Here is a 24,040-nt window from a genome sequence, read left to right as displayed (position 1 = left end):
TAAAGAAGTCATTAAAATTTAAGGATATAAAAAGTATTCATTTAAATTACAATATAAATATTTAAATGAATATTAAACTTTAACTAAGCAAAATATATTTAAAGGGATATGTGTTTCCTTTATGTATGTTTGATATAATGTAATAAAGTTAGGAGTGATTTTATGAGATATGAAGTAGGTAAAATTTATAATGGATTTAAACTTATAGAAGAAAAAAATATAAAAGAAATAAATTCAATATCAAGAATTTTTGAACATGAAAAGACTAAAGCAAGGTTATTACACCTAGAAAATGATGATAACAATAAAGTTTTTTCAATAGGATTTAGAACCCCACCAGAGGACAGTACAGGGATAGCACATATATTAGAGCATAGTGTACTTTGTGGTTCAAGAAAATTTCCAACAAAAGAACCTTTTGTTGAACTTATAAAGGGGTCCTTAAACACATTTTTAAATGCTATGACCTTTTCAGATAAGACTATATATCCTCTTGCGAGTAAGAACGAAAAAGACTTCTTAAACTTAATGGATGTATATTTAGATGCAGTATTTTACCCTAACATATATAATGAGCCAGAAATATTAATGCAAGAAGGTTGGCATTATGAGCTTGAAAATAAAGAAGATGATTTAACTTATAAAGGCGTTGTATACAATGAAATGAAAGGTGCATTTTCTTCACCAGAAGGAGTGCTAATGAGAAAAATCCAGGAAGGGCTATTTCCTGATACAACCTATGGAGTAGAATCAGGTGGAGATCCTGAACATATTCCAGATTTAACTTATGAAGAGTTTTTAGCATTCCATACTAAATATTATCATCCATCTAATAGTTATATTTTCTTGTATGGAGATATGCACTTAGATAACTGCTTAAAGTTTATAAATGAAGAATATCTAAGTAATTTTGATTATAAAGATATAGATTCTAAGATAGAACTTCAATCACCACCTAAAGAAAAAATTGAAATCATAGAAGAATATCCTATAGCTATAGATGATAGTGAGAAAGATAAAACTTTTATGGCTTTAAATTTTGTAACAGGAAGAGCCTATGAGTCTGAAGTGCATTTAGCATTAGATACTTTAGAATACTTATTATTAGAAACTCAAGGTGCACCACTTAAAAAAGCATTATTAGATGCTAATATAGGTAAAGATGTATATGGAAGTTTAGATGCAAGTATATTGCAACCTATATTTAGTATAGTAGTCAAAAATTCTGATGAAAGTAAAAAAGAAGAATTTGAAAGAATTGTTTATAATACTTTAAAGGAGCTTGTAAATAACGGAATAGACAAAAAGCTTATAGAGGCTTGTATTAACATAACAGAGTTTAGATTAAGAGAAGCAGATCTTCAGGGATTTCCTAAAGGGTTATTTTATTACATATCTCTTATGGATAGTTGGCTATATGGAAAGAACCCTACAATTCATTTAGAATATGACGATATGATTAATAAAATGAAAACTGCATTAACTACAAATTATTTTGAGGATCTTATTAATAAATATTTATTAAATAATAATCACTCATCATTATTAATATTAAAACCTAAAAAAGGATTAGCAGAAGAAATAGATAAGAAAACTTCTGAAAAGCTAAAAGCTTATAAAGAAACGTTAAATGATGAGGAAATTGAGAATATAATAAAACAAACTAATTCTTTAATGGAACGTCAAAATACACCTGATTCACCAGAAGTATTAGAAACCATTCCTATGCTTTCATTAACGGATATAGAAAGAACCGTTGATGACTTAACAATAGTAGATAAAGAGATTAATGGAGTTAGAGTTTTATGGCATGACACTTTTAGTAGTAAAATAGCATATATAAACGTTCATTTTGATGCTATGTCCTTAGAAGAGCAATATATACCTTACGCAAGTTTACTTTCTTCATTATTAGGCAAACTTGATACAGATAAAAAATCCTATGTTGATTTATCTAATGAAATGTTAATTAATACAGGTGGAATTTATTTTAAGAGTGAAATATTTGCAGATGATTTAGATAGTAACAAATATTATCCATATATTGTGGGTTATTCTAAAGGTATTGTGGATAAAATTCCTCATCAATTAGAGTTATTATCAGAGATATTTAACTATACTAATTTTAAGAACAAAAGACGTATAAAGGAAATCGTTCAGCAATTAAAATCTAGAATAGAAATGAAAATGATTGATAGAGGACATCAAGTGGCTGCTTCAAGACTAAACTCTTATTACACACCAGCAGCTAAATATATGGAATATATTTCTGGCTACGAATACTATAAGTTCATAAAGGATATAGAAGAAAACTTTGATAATAAAATAGATGAAGTTATAGAAAAGTTAGAGCATGTTAAAAAGGTTATATTTAATAAAAATAATTTAATNNTATGTAGCTAAAGGATATAATTTGAAAAAACTAGGTTACGAATATAGTGGAAAATTATTAGTATTAAAAACAATAATGAGCCTTGATTATTTATGGAATAAGGTAAGAGTTCAAGGTGGAGCTTATGGTGGCTTTGCAAGTTTAGTTAGAAGTGGAAATTTAGTATTTGTATCATATAGAGATCCAAATTTAGCTGAAACTTTAAAAGCTTATGATAATGTTGTAAATTATATTAAAAACTTTTCTACCTCTGAAAGAGAAATGACTAAATATATTATAGGTACAATTAGTGAATTAGACGCACCTCTAACACCTTCAATGAAGGGGGATAGAGCTGTAGCCTTTTACTTAAGACATATTACTAAAGAAGATAGAGTAAAAGAAAGAGAAGAAGTTTTAAGTACAACAGAAAAAGATATAAGAAATTATGCAAAAATGATGGAAGAGATAATGAATAAAAACTTTTATACTGTATTAGGAAATGACAATAAAATTAAAGCAAATAGTAACCTATTTAATAATTTAGAAAATGTATTTAAATAAGTCATATTCAAAAAAATAACTAGTCATAGGATCGTCTATTTTTCATCATAATGCGTCGTCAGAGCTCCATGATAGCCCAACTATTATGGGAACCTGTCTCCTTGTCTAATGTAAAATATACATCCATCTTTGACTAGTTATTTTATTTCATATGCTAGAATAAAATGCCTTATGGATTTCTATAAGGCATTTTATTTTTAAAGTCTAATTGATAAAATCTTATTAATAGAAAATAATTTAATAAAGTTTCTTATTAGCTAAAAGTTATGATTAATTGGCCTGTACTTAGGAATATAATAGTTTGGAGGTATACTTATGAAAGTATTATTTACTTATAATTATGGTAGAGAAAAGATTAAGGCAATAGAAGATTTAGGTTATGAAGTTATAATTAAAGATGAAAAAACTATAACTTACAGTGAAGAACTAGATGATGTAGAAATATTAGTTTGCTATAATCCCTTTGAAACGTTAGATATAATGAAAATGAAGAGCTTAAAATTAATATTATTGTCTAGTATAGGTATAGATCAAGTACCTAAAGATATCATAAAAGAAAAAAATATAATACTTTGTAATAATAAAGGTGGATATAGCATTCCTATAGGAGAATGGATTGTATTAAAAATATTAGAAATGCTTAAAAAGAGCAAAGCTTCTTATGAAAATCAAAGACTTCATAAATGGAAGATGGATACTTCCTTACTAGAGCTTTATGGAAAGACAGTTACCTTTATAGGTACAGGAAGTCTTGCAAAGGAAGGGGCTAAAAGACTTCAAGGTTTTGAAGCTAATATATTAGGTATTAATACATCAGGTCATGAAGAAGAGTACTTTCATAAATGCTATCCTATAGATGAATTAGATAAAGTACTTCATACTAGTGATGTTGTAGTCATAACTATACCTTATACAGAAAAAACTCATCATTTAATAAATAAAGATACTATAAATAAAATGAAAGATGGCGTATTTTTAGTGAATGTAGCAAGGGGAAGTATAATAGATGAAAATTCACTTATTGAAGCTTTAAAAACAGGTAAAATTTCCTTTGCAGCATTAGATGTTTTTGAGGAAGAACCATTGAATGAAAATAGTATCCTTTGGGAATTAGAAAACGTAATAATAAATTCCCATAATTCATGGATTTCAGAAATGAGAAATGAACGGAGATTTACTACTGTATATAAAAATTTAAGCCATTATAAAAACAATGAAAATTTATTTAATGTTGTAGATTTAAATAAAGGATATTAATTTAAATAATGTAAAGTATTAAAAGAGCTTTTATGGATTTTATCATAAAGGCTTTTTGTTTGCTAAAGAGCTTTAGACAAAGATTTATTACATTTATAATTAGCTATTTTACAAAGATAACTATATAAAAATATAATCAATAAATTGCAAACTATAGAATTTTATAATAAATGAATACATTTTATGCATATTATATTATAATATTTTTCGTATAAAGCATTAAGAATAATTTGGGGTTTAGGGAGGATATATTATGAAAAAGATATTATCATTACTAATGATTTTAGTTTTAAGCATTGGGATAATAGGATGTTCTAGCAAAAGTACAGACAAGGTAGAAGAAAATAAAGAAGATACTATTGCAGTTAATGTAACTGTTGATGAAGCTAAAAAAATGATTGACGAAAGTAAAGAATTACTTGTACTTGACGTAAGAAGCGAAGAAGATTTTGCTAAAGGTCATTTAAAAGATTCAAAACGTATTTTAGTTGATGAACTTGATTCTAAAGTAAGTGAAATTGAGCAATACAAAGATAAAGAAGTTTTAGTTTATTGCAATTCTGGAAAGAAAAGTGATAAAGCTATGAAGATCTTAGAAGATAAAGGATTCACTAAGTTATATCACATGAATGAAGGTATATCTAAGTGGACATATGATATAGAAAAATAACTTAATTTGAGAGAATATTACTTATAAAAGGTAATATTCTCTTTTTTATAACATTTTGCATATTTAAAGTTATAACTTTTTTAATCTTTAGCCATTCCAGTATTATTATCTGTATCCCATGATTGAGATTGAAAAGCGAGAAATATTGCTGTCCATGTATTTTGAGATGGATAATGTATTAAAAGTCCGCCGTCTTGATAAACACCATTTTCATATTGATGATTTCCTTTATTACCTTGATTCATATGTATATTATGCATGCCACAATTAGGTACTAATTTAAATGAGTCGTTAGCTCTGTTTGATTTATATATTCCAGGTGACCATTTTGCTCCAAAGGCATATAGAGCAGCATTTTTATTCCTTGCATCACTTATTATCTGAACAAATTTATCTGTAATATCATTATCATCACCTTCTGCATCATAAGGTAAAGTAATCATATCTTCTTTAGTAAAGCCAAGATTTCCCCGGACATAATCTAAAGTGTATTCAAAACTATAAGAAAATCCATATGGTACATCAATTATCTTTGAGATAATAGGATGAATAAAATTTTTATTTAAATAAAATCTTAATTCACTAGGTTTCTCAGCAGATTTAACATTTATAGCTAATTTATAATGATCATTATTTGCTTGAACGTGAATTTGAAAATGAGGAGTTTTTTCACTCTCTCTTTCTTCCTTATAATCTATAACCTTGCACTTAAGCATTCCATAGCTATTCAAACCTGGAGGGTTACATTGATAATTCTTATATTTATTACGACTATTTTTAGTTTTTCTAGGCATAATATCAATCCTTTCAGATTTAATTTCGCAATAGTATTCTTAACTAAAAAAGTTATTATTAAACTAAGGCTAAAATATAGAAAGTATATTAAATATTATTTGTTTATAAATTTAATTTTATTATTTAATAATAAAAATAGCTAGAGCAAGTAATTTACTTATAGTTTTACATTAATAGGATAATATATTTATAGATATAAAAAATATTAAAAGTAGGTGTGATATAATATAAAGTATAATTATTTTTAAAATTTAAAAAAGTAAAAAGAGGGATTTAAAATGATAGCAGAGATACTATGTGTTGGAACAGAACTATTACTTGGAGATATTGTCAATACTAATGCTCAATATTTAGCAAGAAGACTTAGTGAACTTGGAATATTTGTTTATCATCAAAGTGTTATAGGAGATAATCCTGAAAGATTAAAGGATGCCTATAAATTAGCATTTAGTAGATCAGATTTAGTTATTACTACTGGAGGACTAGGACCTACAAAGGATGATCTAACCAAAGAAGTAGCTTTTGAATATTTTGGGAAAGAAAGTGTATTACATAACGAATCTTTAGAAATAATAGAAGGATATTTCAACAAATTAGGAAAGCCTATGTCAGAGAGCAATAAAAAGCAAGCATATTTTCCTGAAGACGCTATAATACTTCCCAATAATAATGGTACAGCACCAGGATGCATTATTGATGAGGAAGGGAAAATACTTATAACTCTTCCAGGGCCACCAAAAGAGATGAAACCTATGTTTGAAGAAGCGGCAGTACCATATCTCTTAAAATATCAAGATGGTATATTAGTTTCTAAGGTTTTAAGAGTCATAGGAGTAGGTGAAAGTGAAGCCGCAGACATGTTAAGTGATATTATAGATAATCAAACAAACCCTACTGTAGCTCCTTATGCAAAAGATGGAGAAGTAACCTTTAGAATAACTGCTAAATCCCATAGTGAAGAGGAAAGTTATGAATTAATAAAACCTATAGAAGAAAAAGTAAGAAAAATATTAGGAGATAGGGTTTATGGTGAAGGAGAAACTTCCTTAGAAGAAGTATTGGCAGAAATGTTAGTAAAAAATAATTTAACTATTGCTACTGCTGAATCTTGTACAGGAGGAATGATTGCTGCAAAACTTATAAATTATTCTGGTGTATCTTCTTCATTTTTAGAAGGTGCAGTAACTTATAGTAATGAAGCAAAGATAAGAAGACTAGGTGTTAGTAAAAATACCTTAGAAAATTATGGTGCAGTAAGTAGTGAAACTGCTGAAGAAATGGTAAAAGGGATAACAAAAACTTCAGGAGCAGATATAGGTATATCTATTACAGGAATAGCAGGACCAAGTGGTGGAACGGAAGAAAAACCTGTAGGACTTGTATATATAGGATTATCTATTAAAGATGAAATAATAATTAAGAAATTAAATCTTGCAGGAAATCGCCAAAAAATAAGGGAGAGAGCTACAAATATAGCTTTAGATTTATTACGTAGAGAACTTTTAAAAAGAGGGATAAGATAGGATTAAAATTTCTTTATTACCTATTTTTTAATAAAATAATATATTTATATAAAAATAACCTTGATATTAGCTAAAGAGTTAAGTATCAAGGTTTGTTTTCTATTACCATTAAATAATACTTCTCCATATGTTTATGTAAATTAAGAAATAATCTACTAATAGAACAAGCATTAATAGTAAAATAGTCATAAAAATATAAGATAATATTCTCTTTGACATTAAAAACTCTAGAAAAAGAACTGTAGATAGGTGCATTAATTTTTATATACCTATCTACAGTTCAAGTTATATATTTAATTTTTTTGAGGGAGGATATTATCTAAGTTTATATAACCATTACCTTGCATATATTTTTTTTCTTTCAAAAACTTAGAAGATATTTTTAGTAGTCCATAAATATCTTCAAACTTTAAATCATTATTATACTCATATAATAATGCACATACTCCAGCAATAAATCCACAACCGATAGAAGTGCCAGTATAATCTACATAGGAGTGTTTAAGTTTAGCAGGATATAACTTCATCCCATCTCTTTCAGAAACATAATTTATGTCAGTATTTAAAGAGGTTACATTTACACAGGCGGCTACAAAATCAGGTTTAGATAAAACTCTTGAGGATCCACAGGAGGAAAAATCATAAATTTTATTTCCTATAGTTGTATCCATTCCACCTACAGTTATTACCTCTTTTAAAGTTGCTATTCCTCTTATACTATCTTCTCTATTTCCATTGTGACCAGAAGGTACTATTACAATCATTCCATTCTTAATGGCTTTTTTAAATAGCTTTGAATATAAAGCTAATACTCTTTTAGATATATCATAGGTTTCAAAAGGCAAACAGATTATTTTTATGTTAAACTCCTCACTAAGATTAATTAAATTCTCTATAGCTAATAGTGTGGTAGAAATATAAGATTTACCTATATTATCAAAGGCTTTTATCATGACAACATGACTATTTTCTGCAATACCTTTATTTTTACCTTTAGATTCATATCCGCTTCCGCAAATTAATCCTGTTATAAAAGTACCATGTCCGTTATCATCATAAGGATAAGTATGTCCTTTTAAGAGATCTACAAATTTTTTTATTTTATTATTTGAATGAGTAAGATCACTATGAGGATAAGTACCACTATCTACAATACCAATTCCTACGCCTCTACCACTTAAATTATAATTTCCTTTTAGTATGCTATTATTACTTTGAAGAGATATGCCATTAGAATACAACACACTTCTACCGCATAAAAATGCATAATCATCTAACATCATATACTTAACTTCTGGAAATTCTAAAAGTTTATTTATAGCGGAAGAGTTCAAAATAGCAACCATACAATTTATACTTACTATTGAAAATAGATATTCGCCTCTAAAAGATTTTATTTTTTTCTCTAGTCCGTCTTTCAGACTTCTATATTGAATTATCACTCTATAACTATTATACATATTACTGGATAAAGCATCTTTTAACATTGGTGATAACTTTCTTTTAAAAGAGAACATAAAAAGCCTCCTATCGATTGTTACGCTAATAATATTATATGAATATAGTAAATAAATGTTAAAATATATATAAGAGATTTTAGAAAAATAAGTTATATATATCTAAATTAGAAAAGCTTTAATTTATTGTATGAAAAGCAGTGAAGTTTTTTAATTAATTGGTAATGATAGTCGGTAAATTATTTAATAGTCTCTCCATCACGAATTTTTGCATTACAATAGGGGCAAATATAAACATCGTCAATTTCTTTATCAATATTTAATCTAATTGGCAGTCCCTCTTTACAATTTGGACATCGCCAAAATATAAGAGATACTGTAAAAAAAATTATTAACAGTAATATAGACATAATTGTTAAAAACATTATATTATAAGCTATATTGAGTAGACTGATTGTAAAAGATATTATCAAGCATATTGAAGCTGATTTTCTATATTTATTTATATTCCTAACCTTCTTTGGCACTTCCAAGCCTCCTAGTGTATACTTCCTAATGTTTTATATAAAAAAATATTTATATGCTAAAAATTCTTATTTTGTAGATATGAATTTATATAATATAGTAAAATTATACCATATAAAATTAAATAAATTACTATATATACAATTTTATGGATAAAAAAATCAATAGCTAATCTTTAGATTTTAAATAATATATGTTGATAAGAATATTATAAGTTGGTGCATAAATTAGATTACTAAAAATATAATCTAACAATAAATAATTACATCTAAATTTTTGAGAAAGAGAAAAGTTTTTGGATATGTAATAAAGCGGTGCTTGGTAAATTTATTAGTAGTATATTAAGAAATGCAAAATATTGAGGAAATACATTATGGAAATATTTATTATAAATTAACTTAAGGCTTTTCCTCTATTGTAGTGAGTCTAGCTAAATTAGACTCACTACAATAAAAGATCATATATCTTTTACATATAATTATTATTAACAATTAAATCAATCAATTAAATATCTATAAACATTTATAATACTCTTTCTATTTTTTAATATATTTAATGAAATTACTACTTGTGTTTATAATAAATAAATAATTATTTACTAATTATTTTTCAATATACTTAAAGCCATACATATCTTTACACATATTAAAGAAAGCTGTAGCAATAGGTGTAAGAGTTCTTCTAGAACTTACTATAAGATATATACTTCTTTTTAATGAAAGTCCTTGTATAGTACTTATTCTCATTTTATTACAATTAACTAAATCATCACATAGGCATTTTGATAATATGGAAACTCCCATACCTAATTTTAATAATTTAATTTGTGCATCCAAATTGTCAACTTCACATAACACTTTTAATTTATTGACATCTATGTCGCCGTCCATAAGAGCGGATTCAAATGTTTTTCTAGTTGCAGACTCTCTTTCTCTTATTATAAATTTATAATTTAATAAATCCGAAGGTTTAACTACTTCTGGTAAGTTTAGATTTGGATGAGAGACTATAACTAATTCGTCGTCCATAATTTTATAGCTTTTTATTTTGCTATTATGTATCATCGTACCAACTAACCCAATTTCACAATTTAAATCTAAAATGTCTTTTATAATTCCAACGGAGCCCTGTTCTTTTATATTAAATTTAACATTTGAATAAGTATCATTAAAATTACTAATTAGTTCAGGTAATATAGAATTGCAAGGTGTGGTACTTGCAGAAATATGCAATCTTCCAGAAATATTGTTGTTGAAATTTGACATGTCTGCAATGGCATTATTTCTAGTATTTATTATATCTGTTGCATACTCTAGAAAAGACTCCCCGGCAGGAGTTAAATTAACTTCTTTAGAGGTTCTATCAAAAAGTTGAATTTTTAATTCCTTTTCAAGACTAGATATATTAGAGCTTATTGTCGGTTGTGAAAGATAGATAGCGTTTGCAGCCTTAGAGAAACTTCTTAATTTTGCCACAGTTATAAAGGCTTCTAATTGTTTAAAATCCATAATTCTCCCCCTAATATTTTATTACATTCATATATATTATCTATTTAACTATTTAATATTTCAATACAATTTAGTAAAAAGTTTAACAATATTGAAAATTATAGCTATTAATTACTTAATTATGCAAAAAAATATGAATATTTTTACATTAAATGTAACTAATCTGAAGATACTCTTACTAACATTTATAATTAAGTTATATTTTTGAAGTTTTATAACTAGTTATATAATATATTAGTTTAAAAATTAACAACAAATTATAAACTCAATTTTAGAAGAATTAAGTTTTTAAGTACTTTATAATAAAATTAATAACAGTATATATTATTAATTTTATTATAAAATAAAGATTAAAAATAAAAAAGATGTGACCTCATCACACCTTTTGTTAACTTTTCCATTTAAATACTATAATACCTACTATCATAATAGCAATTCCTATAATCTCTTTGATTCCACATACTGCATTACATCCATCTGGAGTAAACCAGCCAAAATGATCTATAAATGCTGCTGCAGTCAATTGAGCAATTAAAATAATCCCTATAGCGTAAGTAGTTCCTAAGGTTGATATACTTTTCATTACTGTATATATAATAACAGCGCCTAAAACTCCTCCTAATAAATAAATTTTATTGGCATCTTTTACAGCTTTTATGTTACCATCACCAGCTAAAAGCATTACTATAAATGTAACTATAAGACCAACCCCTTGAACTATAACATTTGTTTCCCAAAGTCCAACAGTTTCTGAAAGTCTTGTATTAAAAACTCCTTGAAGACTCATACTTATACCTGAAATTATAGCTATTATTATACCTAACATTTAAATCACCATCCTTAAAGATAGTGTTTCCCAATATTAGGATTAATATTAATTTAGATATATTAGATATATTGAAAAAATAACTAGTAAGTATGCTCATCTACTTTGCGTCATAGCGTGTCATTAGAGCTCTATGATGCAAAATATGAGATACATCTTTGCTAGTTATTTCTTCATATGTTTTAGTAACCTTCGTCTTGTCTTTTATGATTTATTTCATTTTTACTTAAGTAAGCTTCTTCAACATCTTTATTGGTAAATCCTAATGCATTTCCTAAAAGAATAAATTGTTCAAATAAATCTATATAACTTTTTTCTAATTTATTCTTAGCAAAAGTATTTATTTTTTCATTAAGGCTTAAGAACATGCCAGTAATATCAGAGTTATTTTTAAAGTCTAAGTTTTGATTAAATTTAATGTTTTGAAGATTAGTCTCAATTCCTATACTTAAAATAAAATGAAGACAATCTACATATTCTTCAAGGATTACTGAAGCTTCAGAAGGTTTTTTTAAGCTCCAAAATTTAAAGCATCTAGTTTCATTAGCTAGTTCCCCTACTTCAACTTGAAGAGCCAATATCTTTTTATAGAATAACTCTTGATTTTGTAAATTATGTTCACTTTCAATTCTATTATCTAGTTTTTCTTGCATTTCAAATAGTTTTTTAAAATTCATTTGTGTTTACCACCTTTCATAAAAGGTTAAGTAAGAGGAAATTTAAAGATTACCATTTCACTTTCATCATTTACAGGTTTCCAAAGCTGTAATTCATTAATTTTAATTATAAAATCTCTATCATTATTTTTAGCAAAACTACAAGCAGAAGCATATTCAAAATCACTCCATTGCTTATTGGAAAAATAACTGTTTGCCAGGGAAATATGAAGATCGTAATTTTCAATATTTTCTCTTACCTTAAATTTTTCCTTTTTTAATATATGATTAATATCCTTTGATAACTTTAATATTCTACCATAATCTCGTATCTTTAAATTTACAGATTTATAGGGTGGATCAAAGCAAATCACACCCTCTGATTTAGCTTCAAAGGAAGAGTATTTCTTTAGTATGTTTTTTAATGATTTTATAAGCATGTCCACATCAGGCTCATCTATAACTTCTATAGTAATGTGAAGCTTAGGCAATTTATCATTTTTATCAAAAAGTTTATAGTTATAACAAATTTCTTTTTGTATTTCTTCAATATACTTATAAGAAGAATCATCTAGTAATGCTACTAAATAATAGATCATAAGAAATACTCCTTTCTAAGATAAAGCATATTCAAAAAATAACTAGTCAATATGATAAAGTACTTTGTGTCATATCTTTGACTAGTTATTTTATTTCAAACTGCCAACTAAAAATCTTTTAAAGGATAGGATTTAACTATATCTTTATTATTATTCATTTGTTTCCAAATCTCAATTCTATTTATTTTTATAAATTTATAAAAATCTTCCTTACTTTTTTTATTATCTATACAAAGATTTCCATTCATTGATGCTTTTCTAATAGAGTGATTAGCATTAGAAATAGGTATATTAAAAGTGGAGCCATTATACTCTTTAATGTTAACTCCATACAGTGATAAAGTATCAAACAATTTTCTAGAAATACGATTTATATATCCTTTATCTTCAACCTTTAGTCCTACCATGTTAGAGTCCTCATTAAATATGATATTATTATTTATACCTATTTTAAATTTTTTATATGGACTTAACATTTTAGTAAGAACACCATCTAGCTTATCAATATCGTTATTATTTACAACTCCTAAAGGTATATGAAGTACAGGAGTATTTTTGTAAAGTCTATATCTTTTGCTTATATTTCTTTGAAGCTCCGTAATTCCAGAAGATGATGATTCATCAAATAGTGCAACTAAATAATATTTCATAAGTTATCCTCCATAACCCAAAGGTTTTTATGTATAGTATGCAACTTTAAAGAATAATTAATTATTTTTTAAAGCCATCTTATAATATATTACACAAAAACTATTTTAATTATAATAATAAAACATTATACCATATTTAAGATAAATTGTATTTAGCCATCTTCAAAAAATAACAAGACAGTATAATTAATTTATTTTTTCAAGATACCCTAAATAAAGTAAAAATTACGAAATATATATACATAATAACTCTTGCATATATAAGCCATAGGCTTTATATTATAATGGGAAATTAAAAGCTATGCATTTTAAAAATTAATGTTAAAATATCATATGTATATGATATAATATATTGTAATGTAAATTTTTAAATTAGAATTTGATGAGAAACTTTAATATATATTAAATAGTGAGGATGATACCGTAATGGAAAAATTAGTGATTAATGGTGGTAAATCCATGTATGGAGAAATAGAAATAAACGGAGCAAAGAATGCAGTAGTGGCTATTTTACCAGCGGCTATTACGGCAAGTAAAGAAGTTTGTTGTATTGAAAATATACCTGATATAGAAGATGTTAATTGTATAGAGAGAATATTTAAATCATTAGGATGTAATGTTGAGAGAGAGAAAAACTCAATAACTATAGATAGTAGAAATGTAGCTAGCTTAAATGCTAACACAGAAGATATGAGAAAAATGAGAGCTTCATATTATTTTTTAGGAGCTTTACTAGGTAGATTTAAAGAAGCAAGAATTGAGCTTCCAGGTGGATGTCCAATAGGGGTTAGACCTATTGATCAGCATATAAAAGGTTTCGAAGCACTAGGTGCTAAAGTTACCATTGAACATGGTGCTGTTAGTGCAAAAGCTGACAAGTTAATTGGAACTAGTATTTATTTTGATGTTGTAAGCGTAGGTGCAACTATAAATGTTATGCTAGCAGCTACTTTTGCTGAGGGAACAACTGTATTAGAAAATGCGGCTAAAGAACCACATGTTGTTGACGTTGCAAACTTTTTAAATAGTATGGGTGCTAATATAAAAGGTGCTGGTACAGATTTAATAAAAATTACAGGCGTTGATGAACTTACAGGATGCAATTATTCTGTAATTCCAGATCAAATAGAGGCAGGAACATTTATGATTGCAACAGCTGCTTGTGGAGGGGAAGTAACACTTAAAAATGTAATTCCGAAGCATTTAGAATCCATATCAGCAAAGCTTATAGAAATGGGTGCAGAAGTTATCGAATGTGATGACATGGTCACTGTTAAATCTAATGGAAGACTTAAAGGGGTTAATATAAAAACGTTACCTTATCCAGGATTTCCAACAGATGTTCAGCAGCCCATGAGTACTTTACTGACTATATCAAATGGAAGAAGCATTATAAATGAAAGTATATATGAAAGTAGATTAAAGCACGTTGATGAACTAAAAAAAATGGGTGCTAATATAAATGTTGAAGGAAGAATTGCTATAATTGATGGAGTTGAAAAGCTTACAGGATCTCATGTGAAAGCTACAGATTTAAGAGCAGGAGCAGCATTAGTTATTGCAGGACTTGTAGCAGAAGGTGTGACTACAGTAGAAGGAATACACCATATAGATAGAGGATATCCTAATATAGAGAAAAAATTTAAAATGCTTGGTGCAGATATAACTAGAGAAATATTTGAGTAGTAGTATAAGCAAATTACTAACTTTCGGTACTTTAGTTTTTTGATACTAGGCAAAGGAGAATTATATGATATTTTGTCCATTGTTTAGCGGAAGTAGTGGGAATAGTATTTTTGTTTCAAGTAATAATGCAAAAATACTAGTGGATGCAGGAGTACCAGGAAAAAATATAGAGGCGCAATTAAAGGAAATAGATCAAAGTCCTAAGGATATAGATGGAATATTTGTTACTCATGAGCATTCAGATCACATAAAAGGCGTAGGGGTTATGTCTCGAAGATATAATATGCCCATATATGCTAATGAATTAACATGGGAAGCCATGAAAGATAAAATAGGCAAGATAAAAGAAGAGAATATTAAAATAATAGATAAACAATACATAGAAATTAAAGATATGACAGTACAGACTTTTAGTATATCACATGATGCTGTAGATCCTTCAGGGTATGCATTTCATACTAAAGAAGGTATGGCATGTATTGCTACAGATTTAGGTCACTTTTCTGAAAGTGTGAAATCTGTTATAAAAGATGCTGATATATTGCTATTGGAAAGCAATCATGATGTTGAGATGTTAAAATTTGGACCCTATCCTTATGTACTAAAGAAAAGAATATTAAGTGATATTGGCCATCTTTCAAATGAAGCTTGTGGTAAGGCTATATTGGAAATAATGAATGAAAAGCAAAGAACTATTTATTTAGGGCATTTAAGTAATACAAATAACTATCCACAATTAGCATATCAAACGGTTTTAAGTCTTTTAAGAGAAAATTCAATAGAGGTAGGAAGAGATATAACTATTACTATGGCACATAGAGATAGACATAGTGAAGTTGTGTCATTATAATATTTTAAGAGCAAGAGGCTTAATAAATGCTAATGTTATTGAGCAATAAGGGGGAAGTTATGAATAAAAAAGTATTAATAGTAGCATTATGTTTAGTTTTAGCATTGGCAGCATTAGCTTTTCGTAGTTTTGAAAGCAAGGATAGAAATAGTATTTTAAGTAAAGAAAAGCTTCAAAATTTAAAATTACCATCAGAAAAAGGTGAATATATTGATATAAAGCTTTATTTTGATGGCTCTAAAAATGATAAAGATGTAAAGATAGCTAAAGAAGAAAGACTTGTTAATAAGGAAGAACTAGTAGGCGAAATAATAATGCAGGAGCTTATAAAAGGACCAGCTGTTGTTAGTGAATCTAAATCTATTCTTCCTAAGGAAACAAGACTACTTAGTTTTTCAATAAAAGAAGGAATAGCTTATGTTAATTTAAGCAGTGTAGCAGAAGTTACAATGTCTCCAGAGCAGGAGAAGACAACCTTAACTTGTATAGCTACGTCCTTAACTCAACTACCTTCCATACAGCAAATAATGATTACTGTTGAAAATAAGAATATAGAAAGTTTAGGCGGAAATTATAATATATCTAAGCCGTTTTCGAAACAAGAAATAGATGGAATGCGTAAGCGATAAAATCATAATAAATATTGAAAGAAATTTAAATATTTATTATAATTAAGTATAATCAACAAAGGTATAATATTTTTATGCATAAAGGAGATAAAAACATGAGTTTATATAATGCTTGGACTAATTACGTAGTAGAGTTCGTAAAAAATAATGGTGAACCAGCATTCTGGAAAGAGTATGCTAAAATAGAAACCCTTATATATAGTAAGGTTCTAACTAATCTTGAAGGAAAAGTAAGTGGAAAGGTTAGTGATTTAGCAAAAGAGCATGAAGTAACAGATGTTCATTTCATGGGATTTTTAGATGGAATAAATGAAAGCTTAGAAAAAGAATTAGATTTAGAAAGCATAGAAGCTGATTCACAAATTGAAATTCAAATTAACTTTGACAAGCTATATTTCAACATGCTAGAATCAAAGGCTGATTACTTATACAGCTTACCACAATGGGACAGAATATTCTCAGAAGAAAAGAGAAAAGAGATAACTAAAGAGTGGAGAAGCTCTAAAGTAATAGTTAAAGAAGAAAAGATTGGCAGAAATGATCCGTGTACTTGTGGAAGCGGTAAAAAGTACAAAAAATGTTGCGGAAAATAATTTAAATCTAATTTCCTAATGGAATTATTTTGTTGATATTTAAATTATAAAATTCAGTGAAAGATTAATAATCCCTGTAAATAAAAAGAGTTTTATAGGGATTCTTTGTTTTGTAGAAAATTAATTAAGATATATTGGAAGAAACTAAGATATTTTTAAGAAGTGAATAATTATAATTTTATCTTTAGTTCTAATGGCTGTGACTGTGTCACAGCTTTTTATTTTTTAGTAATTTTATTATTAGTATTTGAATAAATAATGTAAAATTCATAAAAACTATAGGTGTTAAATGATAGGAGTGGAGGAAGTGGAATATTTATTTGTTGTACAGGATAATTTAATAATCCCATTAATATCATCAGCATCTGTACTTACAGGAACATTAATAGGAGCTTTATTAAATTGGATTATAAATAAGAAGATTACAGAGAGGACTATTAAGGAGCAGTATAAGCTTAGGGAACAAAGTAGAAAATATCAAGAAGAAATTAACACTCAAGAAATTTGTAAATATGTAAACAATATAAGATTAGACATAGCTACTGCAATATTTCAAAGCATTAGAACCATTAAAGATATAAAAGATGGAAAGGATGCTTATAATCATATAATACCTATAAACAAAAATTATCCCAATATCATTTCTTGTCTGATAGAAAAATATAATTTAAATGATATAAGTTATATATATCAGTTGTATGGAATAATAGAAAAGGTAAATCATGATGTGCTTAGAAGTAACTTTTATGACAAAAATATACTAAAACAAATAGAAAAGGATTATTATAATATACTTATAAAACTATATGGTGAAAATGTAGATAAAATCATAGAAGTTGATATAGAAAATATTCAGTATAGGGATTTATACGATAATGATTTAATAAATAAAAAATATAAAGACATACTACAAAAACTAGATAAATTATGCTATTTAGAAAATCTTAAAAATTTTAATGAGGAACCATAATTAACGGACACATACATTAAGTAGTTAATACATTTAAAAAATATAATTATTTATATCATTAAAAACAAAGTAGACATTTTTATCTCCTTTTCATAGGCTAATAAAGGAGGGAGATTAATAAATGGTACAAGATAACAAAGTTGAAAGCAAAAATAATATTGAATATCAAGAGCCAAGTGAATTGATGAAAGAATCAGCAAGTCTTTTATATAGAATTCCAGTATTTCTAAGTCATCCGAGTCGACTTAATAGTGTTCAACAACAATTTGTAAATATTTTAATTAGAGAAATCAGAACGGCTTTATTATTTCCAAGGACATTACCAATCAGCGAACAATATACTGAAACGCCGTTAACTAATATACGTCGAATGATTTCATCTAGTTATGGATTGGTGGCACTTAATTTAAAGCAAAGAAAAGTTAATGTTATAGAAAATAATCTTGGTCAGCCTCAAGACCAGACTATATGGGAAGGTAGTCCATTTGCTCAGATTGAACCAGCTATGGCTTATCAATTTGGACTTCCACTTCTTCTCATTAGGGAAGTAGATGTGGAGCAAAATGGCATTTGGGCCTTTGGAATAGGACCATTCCTACTTTTAGAATGGGATTCTAATCAACCAATTGGGGATTTCTTTAGAAGGAATGATTGGAAAGAAATTTTTCAGAATTGGATAAGCCATGTAAGAAATGGCTATTATATTCAAACACAACCTGAGTTCCGATATAGTTGTGAAAAAAACAGTGGAAATTAATTAAGTTTTTAATATATAATAAAAATAAAAAATCAGAATTGGTCCCTAGCGTTTTTACCCAAAACCTAGGGACTAATTTTGATTATAAAATTATTTTAAAAGGATAGCTAATAATTAAGATTAATATTATCAAATAATAAACACAAAATAAGTTATGCTATAATATTATGTGAATTATTTTTACTATAAGGAGAAAACATATGAACATGACACTGATAACCGTAGGAAAAATAAAAGAAAAATATTTAAAAGATGGAATAGATGAATACTCAAAAAGGCTTCAAAGATACTGTAAGCTTTCAATAATAGAACTACCAGATGAAAAAACACCAGACAATGCTTCAGAAAAAGAAGAACTACAAATAAAAAGCAAAGAAGGAGAAGCTATCCTAAAATCAATAAAAGATAATATGTACGTAATAGCTCTAGACTTAAAAGGCAAAAATCTAACCTCAGAAGAATTCTCAAACTACATACAAGATCTAGGAACCATGGGCAAAAGTGATATAACATTCATAATTGGAGGCTCCCTAGGTCTATCACAAGAAGTTCTAAACAGAGCCAACTACAAATTATGCTTTTCTAAAATGACCTTCCCTCACCAATTATTTAGAATGATGCTGCTAGAGCAAGTTTATAGAGGATTTAGGATAATGAAGGGGGAGCCATATCATAAGTAAGTGAGTTTTTTTAGCCTTAACCATTGATATAACTTGGTTAAGGCTATATTTGCAAGTGGAAATACTGTATCGCAAATAAAATTCAACTGCTCCAAAAACTATAATTATGTCTCCACTTTTAGCTTCACTAAGGATTTTACTACATATTTTATCGGAGCTTTCTATATATTCCGCTTTATTTATATCTATTTTATTACATAGCATATTTAAATTAACAGGCTTTATGTTTTTATTTGCTTCTCGTCCTAAAAAGGTTTTGTAATAATAACTCTATCTGCCTTCTTTAATGCTGCAACCAACTCATTAAAGAAATAGCTTTGTCGTTGAAAGTTGATGGGGCTCAAAAACAGCAAAAACCTTTTTTTTGGATAACTAAGTTTAATTTAATCTAATGTAGTTGCTACTGCTGTAGGATGATGAGCAAAGTCATCAAAAAATTTAATATCATCAGCATCTGCTATTAATTCTAGCCTTCTTCCTATTCTTTTAAAATTTTCAAAGGAATTCTTTATTGCATCTATATCAGCACCTAGCTCTAAGCCAGTAATTATACTCTTTATCTCCATTTAATACTTTAAATGATGAATATTCAGGTGTATTTGAATTGAATTCTGCCTTATACTCCATGTCAAAAGGAAATTCAATCTTATTATCTATATAATATTCAACTATAGCCCTTAAACTTTTCAATATCTAATGTTCCTTGATAAAATTATCCAGTTATTAAAAAATGTATTATTTATTTAAAGTACTGCTTGAACTATGGAGGACAATGTAAAGTCTAAAAGTAATTTTATTCCAATATATAGGTATATATGTAAGAATAAGTAAAATGGAGGAAAAAGTAAAAAGTATTAATTAAATTACTTATATAACCATTTGAGGACGTATATGGATTTTGAAAAAATTGGCAACTAAGAGTATAACTAAACTGACCAGTCAGTTAATGATAAAGAGAGATTATACAAGGAGGCATAATTATGGAAAAGTTTTATCAAGACTTAAAAGTCAGCTTAGTTGAGCAGTATTCTCAATGTCCGGCTTATAAATTGTTATGTGATAGTCAAGGGTTTAATCCTACTATAAATTTAAACTCTGAAAAAGACGTGGAAAGAGTTCCGTTTATAACAACTACACTATTTAAAAAGTCAGCTGGAATATTTACTAATTTACTTAAAGTACCTATAAATACAATTGATAAGTGGACAGTATCAAGTAGTACAAGTGGTGATCCAAGTGTAGTAGGAAGACGTATGTGCGACATGATGCAGATAAGGGAATTTAACGAACTTCAAAATAAATCTTTAAGACCTGATACTGAGCAGGAATGCGTCTTTTTTCCGGATCCTGATACTATGAAAAAATATAAAAGTGAAGTAATATACGGCAAGAGGACAGAATCATATATGGGGAATCTTTTGGATATGTTTGGCTTTAAAGAAAATACAGTCTTCATTATAAAGCCGGAAGGAGACAATTTAATTGTTGATGTAGATGCATTTAAAAAGTTTTTAGTTAGTAATGATAAATTGGATAAACATCTTTCTATAAGAGGATCTGCACTTTCACTTTTTAACACAATAAATTTACTGAAAAAAACAATGCCATCATTCAACCTTGGGAAAAATGTATTAATTCAAACTGGAGGTGGTGGCTGGGATGGAAAAAAAGGAACCATAAGTAATGGTACAGCTATAAGAAAGCAAGAATTTGTTGAAACAGTTGCTGATTTTCTTGGAGTACCAGAAGAAAACTTCATTGATTCTTATTCCTTTACAGAAAACACTTTCTTTATTATCGGACATTATTCAAAAAAATATAAAGATTATCTTTTTCATGTTCCAAAATGGGGTAAGGTTATAATAAGGGATATTAAAACTTTAGAACCACTGCATAATCCTGGAGATAGAGGGTTTATACAAATGTTAAATGCATATGGAACTCTTTCTTTTGCCGGAGCATCAATATTAGTAGATGATATTGGTGAAATAGTTTCAATAGATGAGTGCCCTGATTGCAAAGAAAAGCTTATGACAATAAGACTTATCGGTAGAGTAAAAGGCTCAGAAGCAAAAGGATGCGGAGCTACACTTAATGTAAGGGGGGAAGAATAATGAAAATTGAATATACATGTGGAAATACTGTATTATCCAAAAATGTTAATGATATAAATCTTGAGCTTATTTCTTCAGACGAGAATCAGATTCTTTGTGAAATAGATAGACTTACTGCAAATAAAAACAAAGTACATGATATTCCTGTGCGAGAGACTATCGAAATCTTAGATAAGTGTGCAAAGTTATGGTTAAATAGGGAATATTCTAAAAAGCATATAGAAATCTTAGCTCATATATTAAGTCAAAGTGAAGAACTTATAACATATGAACTTGAAAGTTCTATGCATATGCTTTTAAGAGAAAACTTGGAAAGAACAATTACGGAAGAACTTGGAAATATAGACGTGCTGGATAAGTGGATTAAGACAAGCTATGGAGAAGTTCACAGACAACCAAGAGGGGTTATGTTCCATAATATTTCAGGGAATGCATTTGTAGTAATTCCTATGAGCATTTCAATGGGACTATTATCAAAGAACTGCAATTTAGTAAAGGTATCCGGTGATGAGCCATATTTTGCCAATGCGTTTTATGAGAGCTTATGTGAGGTTGATCCGGACATAAATGAAAGATTGGCAGTAGTATATTTTAATAGTGAATGCTCGGATATATATGAAACTATAGTTAAAAAAGTAGATTGTGTAATACATTGGGGAGGCGAATATTCAGGTAGAATAATGGCAGAACTTTGTGCTAAGTATAATAGTCACTTAATAATGCATGGAGCAAAAATTAGTTTTGAAGTTATAGATGAGGCGGAAGATATTAATATGCTTGCTGAAGCTGTAGCAAAAGATGTTATATGCTGGGAGCAAAAAGCATGCTTATCGCCTAGATTAATATTTATAAACAATAAAATAGATACTAATTTATTTGCTAGAAGTGTTGCGGAAAGTTTGAAAAAACTCTCACTAAGCTTTCCAAAAGCATATTTAAATCCTTGGAGTTCTATCAAGACACTGCAAGATAGACAATATTGTTTGTTAAAGTATGGAATTAATAAAAAGCAAGATATAGAAGTATATTCATCGTACAATGCGGATTACACTGTTATTTTGAATAGTACAATGCCTGATAAGAATGATATAGACAGGTGTTTCAATAGATTTATATTTGTTTGTCCCTATAGTGATAGCAAAGAAGTATATGAATATGTTGAAAATAATCTTAAACGATATTTACAAACTATGGGATATAAAGGAACAGATGAGCAATTTATTGAGAAGATGACTATGTTAGGCGTTAGTATAGTAACTAGACCAGGTGAAATGCCACTACATTATCCTGGAACTTCTCATGATGGAATTCACAATTTAAAAGAAATGACTTCTATAGTTAGTAATCAGTTAAATTACTAAACCTATTTCATTATAAATCAAAATATAAATAGTGATAAGGAGAAAATTGGTCATGGATTTAAATAACAAGAAAATAATATTAACAGGAGCGTCATCAGGAATAGGAAAAGAAATTCTAAAGCAGCTGCAGCTATATGATGTAAAGGTAATAGCAGTTGGAAGAAATATTTCTAAAATACCTGAAGTAAAAGATAAGATAATTCCTTTTGCATGTGATGTATCAAAAAAAGAAGAGGTAGATAAGCTATTTGATTTTGCAGTAAAGACACTGGGAGGAATAGATATTTTTATAGCAAATGCAGGTTTTGCCTTTTGCGAAAATATTGAAGAGGCAAATTGGGAGCGTATAGAGCAAATATTTAGTACAAATGTTTTTTCTCCAATATATTCTGTAGAGAAAATGAGGGTTCTTAATGGAAATAGAAAATATTCAGTAGTTATAACCTGCTCAGCTGTTAGTGAAATTCCTCTACCGGGGTATTCATTATACTGCTCTACAAAGTATGCAATTAATGGCTTTGGGAGGGTATTCATGAATGAAGTAAGAGATAATGAGATAATTTCATTAGTTTATCCTATAGCTACAAATACAAACTTTTTCAAAAATGCTGCTGATAAAGCACCAATACCATGGCCAGTCCAAGGACCAGAAAAGGTTGCGCATAGTGTAATAACAGGAATCAAGAATGAAAAGAGGTTTATCTATCCATCTAAATACTTTGCAATCTCAAGAGGTTTTACTAGAGTATTTCCTTTTATGACTTCAATATATGTGAAGGTGCAAAGAAATAAGTTTATTAAGTGGGTACAAACTCAAAATAGCAGTCTATAATGCCACGGGGACGTTTCCTTTGGAACACTAAAGCATTTTGGATACATTAACAATTAAAGAAAGAAAGTCAAAGGATAAATAGATTTAGAATATAATATGGTGAACCGTACCATAAGGGGCGGCATACTTTTAGAATATAATATGTTCAAAACCTGTAGACTTTTTAA

At 27.9% G+C, this 24,040-nt stretch carries 24 protein-coding genes; 15 read left to right on the top strand and 9 right to left on the bottom strand.

The genetic code is table 11. The features are described from left to right. Window positions 1–162: 162 nt before the first annotated feature. From B3603_RS22295 to B3603_RS22285, 4 genes are all read left to right on the top strand, one after another. Window positions 163–2,403, top strand: coding sequence for an insulinase family protein (locus B3603_RS22295; RefSeq protein ID WP_414632397.1), 2,241 nt, complete (start codon window positions 163–165; stop codon window positions 2,401–2,403). Between the two features lie 10 nt (window positions 2,404–2,413). Beyond that, the gene (locus B3603_RS23320; protein ID WP_414632396.1) at window positions 2,414–2,935 is read left to right on the top strand and encodes a hypothetical protein; all 522 of its coding nucleotides are present in this window, start codon (window positions 2,414–2,416) and stop codon (window positions 2,933–2,935) included. A 309-nt stretch (window positions 2,936–3,244) separates the two neighbouring features. Next, entirely contained in the window at window positions 3,245–4,192 is a 948-nt protein-coding gene (locus B3603_RS22290; protein WP_291569099.1) for a phosphoglycerate dehydrogenase, read from the top strand. A gap of 253 nt (window positions 4,193–4,445) precedes the next feature. After that, window positions 4,446–4,862 carry a rhodanese-like domain-containing protein gene (locus B3603_RS22285; RefSeq protein WP_291569052.1) on the top strand — a complete coding sequence of 139 codons (417 nt, stop codon included), beginning with the start codon at window positions 4,446–4,448 and terminating at the stop codon, window positions 4,860–4,862. An 80-nt stretch (window positions 4,863–4,942) separates the two neighbouring features. On the opposite strand, the gene B3603_RS22280 is transcribed toward B3603_RS22285, so the two are convergent. Continuing rightward, entirely contained in the window at window positions 4,943–5,656 is a 714-nt protein-coding gene (locus B3603_RS22280; protein WP_291569051.1) for a YukJ family protein, read from the bottom strand. A gap of 279 nt (window positions 5,657–5,935) precedes the next feature. Between B3603_RS22280 and B3603_RS22275 the strand changes: the two genes are divergently transcribed. Further along, a complete protein-coding gene (locus B3603_RS22275) occupies window positions 5,936–7,180 on the top strand; it encodes a competence/damage-inducible protein A (protein ID WP_291569050.1) in 1,245 nt (414 codons plus the stop codon). Between the two features lie 293 nt (window positions 7,181–7,473). On the opposite strand, the gene B3603_RS22270 is transcribed toward B3603_RS22275, so the two are convergent. The 7 genes from B3603_RS22270 to B3603_RS22240 form a co-directional block, all read right to left on the bottom strand. After that, entirely contained in the window at window positions 7,474–8,697 is a 1,224-nt protein-coding gene (locus tag B3603_RS22270) for a S8 family serine peptidase (RefSeq protein ID WP_291569049.1), read from the bottom strand. 179 nt (window positions 8,698–8,876) lie between these two features. Continuing rightward, a complete protein-coding gene (locus B3603_RS22265) occupies window positions 8,877–9,164 on the bottom strand; it encodes a hypothetical protein (protein ID WP_291569048.1) in 288 nt (95 codons plus the stop codon). Between the two features lie 600 nt (window positions 9,165–9,764). After that, complete coding sequence (locus tag B3603_RS22260; protein ID WP_291569047.1) at window positions 9,765–10,670, bottom strand: selenium metabolism-associated LysR family transcriptional regulator; 906 nt, start codon at window positions 10,668–10,670, stop codon at window positions 9,765–9,767. A 388-nt stretch (window positions 10,671–11,058) separates the two neighbouring features. After that, window positions 11,059–11,496 carry a DMT family transporter gene (locus tag B3603_RS22255; protein WP_291569046.1) on the bottom strand — a complete coding sequence of 146 codons (438 nt, stop codon included), beginning with the start codon at window positions 11,494–11,496 and terminating at the stop codon, window positions 11,059–11,061. Between the two features lie 182 nt (window positions 11,497–11,678). Then, on the bottom strand, window positions 11,679–12,173 hold the full coding sequence (locus B3603_RS22250; RefSeq protein WP_291569045.1) for a dUTP diphosphatase: 495 nt from the start codon (window positions 12,171–12,173) through the stop codon (window positions 11,679–11,681). Window positions 12,174–12,199: 26 nt separating this feature from the next. After that, window positions 12,200–12,751: a 2'-5' RNA ligase family protein gene (locus B3603_RS22245; protein WP_291569044.1), complete on the bottom strand. Its 552-nt coding sequence runs from the start codon at window positions 12,749–12,751 to the stop codon at window positions 12,200–12,202. A gap of 107 nt (window positions 12,752–12,858) precedes the next feature. Beyond that, window positions 12,859–13,401 (bottom strand): hypothetical protein, encoded by a 543-nt coding sequence (locus tag B3603_RS22240; protein WP_291569043.1) that lies wholly within the window; start codon window positions 13,399–13,401, stop codon window positions 12,859–12,861. Between the two features lie 426 nt (window positions 13,402–13,827). Between B3603_RS22240 and B3603_RS22235 the strand changes: the two genes are divergently transcribed. The 7 genes from B3603_RS22235 to rlmH all read left to right on the top strand — a co-directional run bounded on the left by B3603_RS22235 (window position 13,828) and on the right by rlmH (window position 19,566). Beyond that, on the top strand, window positions 13,828–15,087 hold the full coding sequence (locus B3603_RS22235; protein ID WP_291569042.1) for a UDP-N-acetylglucosamine 1-carboxyvinyltransferase: 1,260 nt from the start codon (window positions 13,828–13,830) through the stop codon (window positions 15,085–15,087). 64 nt (window positions 15,088–15,151) lie between these two features. Next, a complete protein-coding gene (locus tag B3603_RS22230; RefSeq protein ID WP_291569041.1) occupies window positions 15,152–15,937 on the top strand; it encodes an MBL fold metallo-hydrolase in 786 nt (261 codons plus the stop codon). 59 nt (window positions 15,938–15,996) lie between these two features. After that, the gene (locus B3603_RS22225; protein ID WP_291569040.1) at window positions 15,997–16,566 is read left to right on the top strand and encodes a GerMN domain-containing protein; all 570 of its coding nucleotides are present in this window, start codon (window positions 15,997–15,999) and stop codon (window positions 16,564–16,566) included. A gap of 95 nt (window positions 16,567–16,661) precedes the next feature. After that, a complete protein-coding gene (locus B3603_RS22220) occupies window positions 16,662–17,159 on the top strand; it encodes an SEC-C metal-binding domain-containing protein (protein WP_291569039.1) in 498 nt (165 codons plus the stop codon). Window positions 17,160–17,466: 307 nt separating this feature from the next. Then, window positions 17,467–18,129: a hypothetical protein gene (locus tag B3603_RS22215; protein WP_291569038.1), complete on the top strand. Its 663-nt coding sequence runs from the start codon at window positions 17,467–17,469 to the stop codon at window positions 18,127–18,129. 121 nt (window positions 18,130–18,250) lie between these two features. Further along, entirely contained in the window at window positions 18,251–18,886 is a 636-nt protein-coding gene (locus B3603_RS22210) for a hypothetical protein (protein ID WP_291569037.1), read from the top strand. A gap of 200 nt (window positions 18,887–19,086) precedes the next feature. Further along, a complete protein-coding gene (rlmH, locus tag B3603_RS22205) occupies window positions 19,087–19,566 on the top strand; it encodes a 23S rRNA (pseudouridine(1915)-N(3))-methyltransferase RlmH (RefSeq protein WP_291569036.1) in 480 nt (159 codons plus the stop codon). Between the two features lie 383 nt (window positions 19,567–19,949). Here the strand turns inward: rlmH and B3603_RS22200 are convergent, their stop codons facing one another. Further along, a complete protein-coding gene (locus B3603_RS22200) occupies window positions 19,950–20,132 on the bottom strand; it encodes a glutamate ligase domain-containing protein (protein ID WP_291569035.1) in 183 nt (60 codons plus the stop codon). Window positions 20,133–20,546: 414 nt separating this feature from the next. Between B3603_RS22200 and B3603_RS22195 the strand changes: the two genes are divergently transcribed. Genes B3603_RS22195 through B3603_RS22185 form a run of 3 tightly spaced genes read left to right on the top strand, consistent with a single transcriptional unit; the run spans window position 20,547 to window position 23,873 of the window. Then, on the top strand, window positions 20,547–21,680 hold the full coding sequence (locus B3603_RS22195; protein ID WP_291569034.1) for an acyl-protein synthetase: 1,134 nt from the start codon (window positions 20,547–20,549) through the stop codon (window positions 21,678–21,680). Further along, complete coding sequence (locus B3603_RS22190; protein WP_291569033.1) at window positions 21,680–23,041, top strand: aldehyde dehydrogenase family protein; 1,362 nt, start codon at window positions 21,680–21,682, stop codon at window positions 23,039–23,041. Before B3603_RS22195 ends, B3603_RS22190 begins: the two co-directional genes overlap by 1 nt. A gap of 52 nt (window positions 23,042–23,093) precedes the next feature. Next, on the top strand, window positions 23,094–23,873 hold the full coding sequence (locus B3603_RS22185; RefSeq protein ID WP_291569032.1) for an SDR family NAD(P)-dependent oxidoreductase: 780 nt from the start codon (window positions 23,094–23,096) through the stop codon (window positions 23,871–23,873). Window positions 23,874–24,040: the final 167 nt, after the last annotated feature.

Origin of the sequence: Clostridium sp. UBA2485 (assembly GCF_002341865.1) — a bacterium.
Lineage (GTDB): Bacteria > Bacillota > Clostridia > Clostridiales > Clostridiaceae > Clostridium_J.
Note: the sequence above shows the minus strand (reverse complement) of the source record. Positions and strands in the feature narration are given on the sequence as shown.

Excerpts from the sequence above, each read along its gene's own strand:
- B3603_RS22225 (WP_291569040.1), top strand. The coding sequence starts at position 15,997 with ATGAATAAAAAAGTATTAATAGTAGCATTATGTTTAGTTTTAGCATTG.
- B3603_RS22255 (WP_291569046.1), bottom strand. The coding sequence starts at position 11,496 with ATGTTAGGTATAATAATAGCTATAATTTCAGGTATAAGTATGAGTCTT.
- B3603_RS22245 (WP_291569044.1), bottom strand. The coding sequence starts at position 12,751 with ATGATCTATTATTTAGTAGCATTACTAGATGATTCTTCTTATAAGTAT.
- B3603_RS22220 (WP_291569039.1), top strand. The coding sequence starts at position 16,662 with ATGAGTTTATATAATGCTTGGACTAATTACGTAGTAGAGTTCGTAAAA.
- B3603_RS22195 (WP_291569034.1), top strand. The coding sequence starts at position 20,547 with ATGGAAAAGTTTTATCAAGACTTAAAAGTCAGCTTAGTTGAGCAGTAT.
- B3603_RS22190 (WP_291569033.1), top strand. The coding sequence starts at position 21,680 with ATGAAAATTGAATATACATGTGGAAATACTGTATTATCCAAAAATGTT.
- B3603_RS22210 (WP_291569037.1), top strand. The coding sequence starts at position 18,251 with ATGGTACAAGATAACAAAGTTGAAAGCAAAAATAATATTGAATATCAA.
- B3603_RS22185 (WP_291569032.1), top strand. The coding sequence starts at position 23,094 with ATGGATTTAAATAACAAGAAAATAATATTAACAGGAGCGTCATCAGGA.
- B3603_RS22270 (WP_291569049.1), bottom strand. The coding sequence starts at position 8,697 with ATGTTCTCTTTTAAAAGAAAGTTATCACCAATGTTAAAAGATGCTTTA.
- B3603_RS22260 (WP_291569047.1), bottom strand. The coding sequence starts at position 10,670 with ATGGATTTTAAACAATTAGAAGCCTTTATAACTGTGGCAAAATTAAGA.
- B3603_RS22240 (WP_291569043.1), bottom strand. The coding sequence starts at position 13,401 with ATGAAATATTATTTAGTTGCACTATTTGATGAATCATCATCTTCTGGA.
- B3603_RS22230 (WP_291569041.1), top strand. The coding sequence starts at position 15,152 with ATGATATTTTGTCCATTGTTTAGCGGAAGTAGTGGGAATAGTATTTTT.
- B3603_RS22250 (WP_291569045.1), bottom strand. The coding sequence starts at position 12,173 with ATGAATTTTAAAAAACTATTTGAAATGCAAGAAAAACTAGATAATAGA.
- B3603_RS22280 (WP_291569051.1), bottom strand. The coding sequence starts at position 5,656 with ATGCCTAGAAAAACTAAAAATAGTCGTAATAAATATAAGAATTATCAA.
- B3603_RS22200 (WP_291569035.1), bottom strand. The coding sequence starts at position 20,132 with ATGGAGATAAAGAGTATAATTACTGGCTTAGAGCTAGGTGCTGATATA.
- B3603_RS22275 (WP_291569050.1), top strand. The coding sequence starts at position 5,936 with ATGATAGCAGAGATACTATGTGTTGGAACAGAACTATTACTTGGAGAT.
- B3603_RS22285 (WP_291569052.1), top strand. The coding sequence starts at position 4,446 with ATGAAAAAGATATTATCATTACTAATGATTTTAGTTTTAAGCATTGGG.
- rlmH (WP_291569036.1), top strand. The coding sequence starts at position 19,087 with ATGAACATGACACTGATAACCGTAGGAAAAATAAAAGAAAAATATTTA.
- B3603_RS22235 (WP_291569042.1), top strand. The coding sequence starts at position 13,828 with ATGGAAAAATTAGTGATTAATGGTGGTAAATCCATGTATGGAGAAATA.